Raw genomic sequence first — 3,740 nt, 5'->3', positions numbered from 1 at the left:
GTCCCACGACGACCGCGACGGCCAGGGCGACGGGACCGGCACCGACCGGACGGGCGGCAGCCGGCCCGGCGGCGGAGCGGACCCCGGCGACCACGACGCCGGCGACGACGGCGGGAAGGAGGACCCCGCGCAGGGGAACGACCACCCGGGCGACGGCACCGCGGGCTCCTGGTACGCCAAGACCCTCCAGGCGTGCCGCGACTACCGCGACGGCACGCTCGACGCCGACCGCCGCACCCGCCTCGAAGCCGTGGCCAAGGGCGCCCGCAACCTGGACCGGTTCTGCGACCGGCTGCTCGCCGCCGAGGAGGGCGGGCACGGCGGCGAGGCCGGGCAGGGCGGCGACGCCTCCGCACCGCTCCCTCCCATCCGGTTCACCGAGTCGCCCGGCCCCTCGGCGGCGGCCATCGCCCCGGACCCCGGGACGGAGACGGGCACGGAGACCGGCACCACGACGGACTCCGACACCTTCACGGCCCCGGTGCCGGCCGCTTCCGCGGCGGCCCGCTGACCCTTGCTACCGGCCGGTGTGACGTTTTTCGGCCTGCGGACGCTGTACGGAATGAGCCGACTGGTCATCGGCAGCGTCCTGAGCCGGGGTTCCCCCCGTACCTTCGGCTCGGCGCGCATGGCGCGGGCGGGACACGTTCCCCCGGTCCCGCCCGCGCCCCTCACCTCACTGGTAGACGACGACCTTGTCGCCGTTGCGCACCTGCGCGAAGAGGGCCGCGATCTTCCCCTCGTCCCGGACGTTCACGCATCCGTGCGAGGCCCCGTTGTAGCCACGGGCCGCGAAGTCCGACGAGTAGTGCACCGCCTGGCCGCCGCTGAAGAACATCGCGTACGGCATGGCCGTGTGGTAGATCGAGGACACGTGGTGGCGCGACTTCCAGTACACGGAGAACGTGCCCTCGCGGGTCGGCGTGTACTGCGAGCCGAAGCGCACGTCCATGGACGAGACGACCTTGCCGTCGACCATCCAGGACAGCGTGCGGCTGTTCTTGCTGATGCACAGCACCCGTCCCGTGAGGCACCGCTTGTCCGGCTTGGCGACCGGGCGGGTCGTCGGCGGGTTCAGCTCGGTGGCCGTCGGCTCGTGCGTCATGCCGAGCAGCTTCTGCCAGGTGACGGTGTCCGTCCTCCCGGTCCGCGGCAGACCGCGCTTGCCCTGGAAGGACTGGACGGCGGCCACGGTGACGGTCCCGTAGTAGCCCGTGGGGCTGCGGTCGAAATGCCCGATCTGCCGCAGTCGCGCCTGGAGTTCGCGTACCTGCCCGCCCTGCGAACCGCTCGCCATCAGGACCTCGCCCTGCGGATCGGCCGGCGGCGTCGTGCGGGTCGCGCTCGGCTTCGGCGACGCCTTGGCCGGCTCCTTCGGCTCCTTCGACTCCGGCTCCGCGCTCGCCGACGGGCTCGCGGAGCCGCCGCCCGGCTTCGCGTCGTCGGCGGGGGAGCTGCTGCCCGCCGGTACCGAGGGCGCCGCCGACGCACCGGCCGCGGGCTGCTCCTTGCACCCGGCGGTCACGCCGGCCAGCGCCACCGCGGCCACGACAGCGGCTCCTCGGAGCGCGTAACCGCGCCCGGTCCTGCCCGTGCGAATCATCCCAGCCCCCTGCATCCTCGGCCCGGCGTCCCCGGCCCTGAACTCGCGTATCCCAAGGGACGGGTTCCCGCTCCACCCGGTTGCCGAATCCCGCACCGCCTATACCGTCGCGCGTCTGTGACGGAGAACGCACTCCTCCGCGCCCATACCCCGGAATACCCGCTTCCGGACCGTCCGGGCGCGTGCGAGACTCCGTTCCATGCTGGGTGTCACCGACCTTCCGACCTATCTCGCCGGCCTCGTGCTGATCGTTCTGCTGCCGGGGCCCAATTCGCTGTACGTGCTGTCCGTCGCCGCGCGGCGCGGGGTGCGGACCGGGTACGTGGCGGCGGCCGGGGTGTGGACCGGGGACACCGTGCTGATGACGCTGTCCGCGCTGGGCGCCTCGTCGTTGCTGCAGACGACGCCCGTGCTGTTCGCGATCGTCAAGTACGCGGGCGCGGGCTATCTGACCTGGATGGCGATCGGAATGCTGCGGGCCGCCCGGTCGATGTGGCGGGAGCGGCACCGGCGGGTCGCCGAGATCACGGACGAGGTGGAGGCTCCCGGCACCGTGGAGCGGCCGTACCGGCGGGCGCTGGTGGTCAGCCTGTTCAACCCGAAGGCGATCCTCTTCCTGATCTCGTTCTTCGTGCAGTTCGTCGACCCCGGCTACGCCTACCCGGCCCTGTCGTTCCTGGTCCTGGGCACCCTGCTCCAGATCGCCAGCTTCCTGTACCTGTCGGCGCTGATCTTCGGCGGCACCCGGCTGTCCGCCGCGTTCCGCCGCCGCCGTCGCCTCTCGGCCGGGGCCACCTCGGCGGCCGGGGTGCTGTTCCTCGGCTTCGCCGCGAAGCTGTCGCTCAGCAGCGTCTGACGGGCCTCCGGGCCGTACGCCCTCACTCCGCCCGCAGGTACGCCGACGTCGACACGCGGCCCAGCAGCCGCAGCCGCGATCCGCCGTCCGCCAGATGCTTGTCCAGGGCCTCCTGGACGCCCGGCCACGCCGCGTCGCCGTAGTCGTCCAGCACCACGACACCGCCGGGGGCCACGATCTCCTCGACCCACTCCAGGTCGGCGGCCACCCCCGCCATGGAGTGGTCGCCGTCCACCACGATCACCCCGTACTCCCGGTCACCCGCCTCCGCCCGCACCTCGGGCGCGCTGGAGAAGCCCTGGACGATCCGGGGGTGGTGCGTCGTGCCGCCCCCGGTCAGCGCCAGGTTGGCCCGCACCACGTCCTCCCGCACGGGGGTGCCCGTGGGGTCGGCGCCCTGCGAGGTACCCGGCTGGAGCTGGGAACCGGCCAGCGGGTCGACGATCGTCAGCTCCGGCTCCACCCCCGCCCGGTGCGTCATCCGGGTCAGCGCGGCGGCGAACAGCCCGTACAGCGTGCCGATCTCCAGGATGCGCCCGTTCGGCGGGGCCAGCAGCGGGACGGTCGCCAGCTTGCCGCACACATTGGACGTCGAGCCCGCGAGCCGGCCCACGCCCAGCGCCTCCAGGGCCACCACCGTGCGGTAGGCGGACACCACACCCCGCCGCGCCCCCGCCCCGTTCCCGGCCACCGCGCCCACCTCGCGGACCAGCCGGTCGATCTCCTGGGCCGAGGGCATCCGGTGCGCACCGCGCCCGGTCCCGTCGAGGAGCAGCTCCAGGGCGAGACGGCCGCGCCGCCCCTCCTCGTACTCCCGCCGCAGGATCGCGAGTTCGCCGCGCAACGGCCCGGCGGCGCGCTCCACGCGCCGCTGGACCCGACGGTCGACCAGGGTGGCGGCGGGGCGCAGGGCGCGCCGTGTCAGGCGGTTGTTCAGAAGGGAGACCATGGCTGGGAACGTACGCGCGAGCGCCGGGCCGCCCCACCACGCGGAGATGAAGTCTCGGTGTCGTCGCGGGTGTACGGGTTTACGGCGCCCCCCCTGCGCCGCCGCCCGATCACCGCCACCGCCACCAGCCCCAGCAGCGCCACACCCCCCGCGAGGCTCCCCGCCTTCAACCCCGGCGGCCGGTACGAGCAGTCGAGCACCGGCCGGTCGCCGCTCACCGGGGCCGCGACCAGCCCGAGGTACGAGCCGGCCGGGCGGCCCCCGCAGCTCCAGCCGGCGATCCGGGGCGCGGCGAGCACCGCCAGGCCCCGCGTCCCGGCGGGGAGTTCGGC

At 74.2% G+C, this 3,740-nt stretch carries 3 protein-coding genes and 2 pseudogenes; 2 read left to right on the top strand and 3 right to left on the bottom strand.

What is annotated here, in order from left to right; translation table 11 throughout:
* A pseudogene (locus G3I41_RS16610) lies at positions 1-511 on the top strand (hypothetical protein); the annotation flags it as partial.
* A 165-nt stretch (positions 512-676) separates the two neighbouring features.
* Here the strand turns inward: G3I41_RS16610 and G3I41_RS16605 are convergent.
* Positions 677-1,603 (bottom strand): L,D-transpeptidase family protein, encoded by a 927-nt coding sequence (locus G3I41_RS16605; protein WP_164400996.1) that lies wholly within the window; start codon positions 1,601-1,603, stop codon positions 677-679.
* Positions 1,604-1,802: 199 nt separating this feature from the next.
* On the opposite strand from G3I41_RS16605, the gene leuE reads away from it, so the two are divergent.
* Positions 1,803-2,459, top strand: a complete 657-nt coding sequence (gene leuE / locus G3I41_RS16600) for a leucine efflux protein LeuE (protein ID WP_164400995.1) — start codon at positions 1,803-1,805, stop codon at positions 2,457-2,459.
* A 22-nt stretch (positions 2,460-2,481) separates the two neighbouring features.
* Here leuE and G3I41_RS16595 read toward each other — a convergent pair whose 3' ends face one another.
* Both G3I41_RS16595 and G3I41_RS16590 read right to left on the bottom strand, forming a co-directional pair.
* Positions 2,482-3,408, bottom strand: a complete 927-nt coding sequence (locus G3I41_RS16595) for a class I SAM-dependent methyltransferase (RefSeq protein WP_164400994.1) — start codon at positions 3,406-3,408, stop codon at positions 2,482-2,484.
* Positions 3,393-3,740 (bottom strand): annotated as a pseudogene (locus G3I41_RS16590) (hypothetical protein); the annotation flags it as partial. The gene G3I41_RS16595 and the pseudogene G3I41_RS16590, both read right to left, overlap by 16 nt.

This window comes from Streptomyces sp. SID9727 (assembly GCF_010550605.1).
In the GTDB taxonomy this organism is placed as follows: domain Bacteria; phylum Actinomycetota; class Actinomycetes; order Streptomycetales; family Streptomycetaceae; genus Streptomyces.
The sequence above is the reverse complement of the archived record's forward strand: the minus strand, read 5'-3'. Positions and strand labels throughout refer to the sequence as shown.

Coding starts and splice junctions, on each gene's coding strand:
- leuE (WP_164400995.1), top strand. CDS start 1,803: ATGCTGGGTGTCACCGACCTTCCGACCTATCTCGCCGGCCTCGTGCTG.
- G3I41_RS16605 (WP_164400996.1), bottom strand. CDS start 1,603: ATGATTCGCACGGGCAGGACCGGGCGCGGTTACGCGCTCCGAGGAGCC.
- G3I41_RS16595 (WP_164400994.1), bottom strand. CDS start 3,408: ATGGTCTCCCTTCTGAACAACCGCCTGACACGGCGCGCCCTGCGCCCC.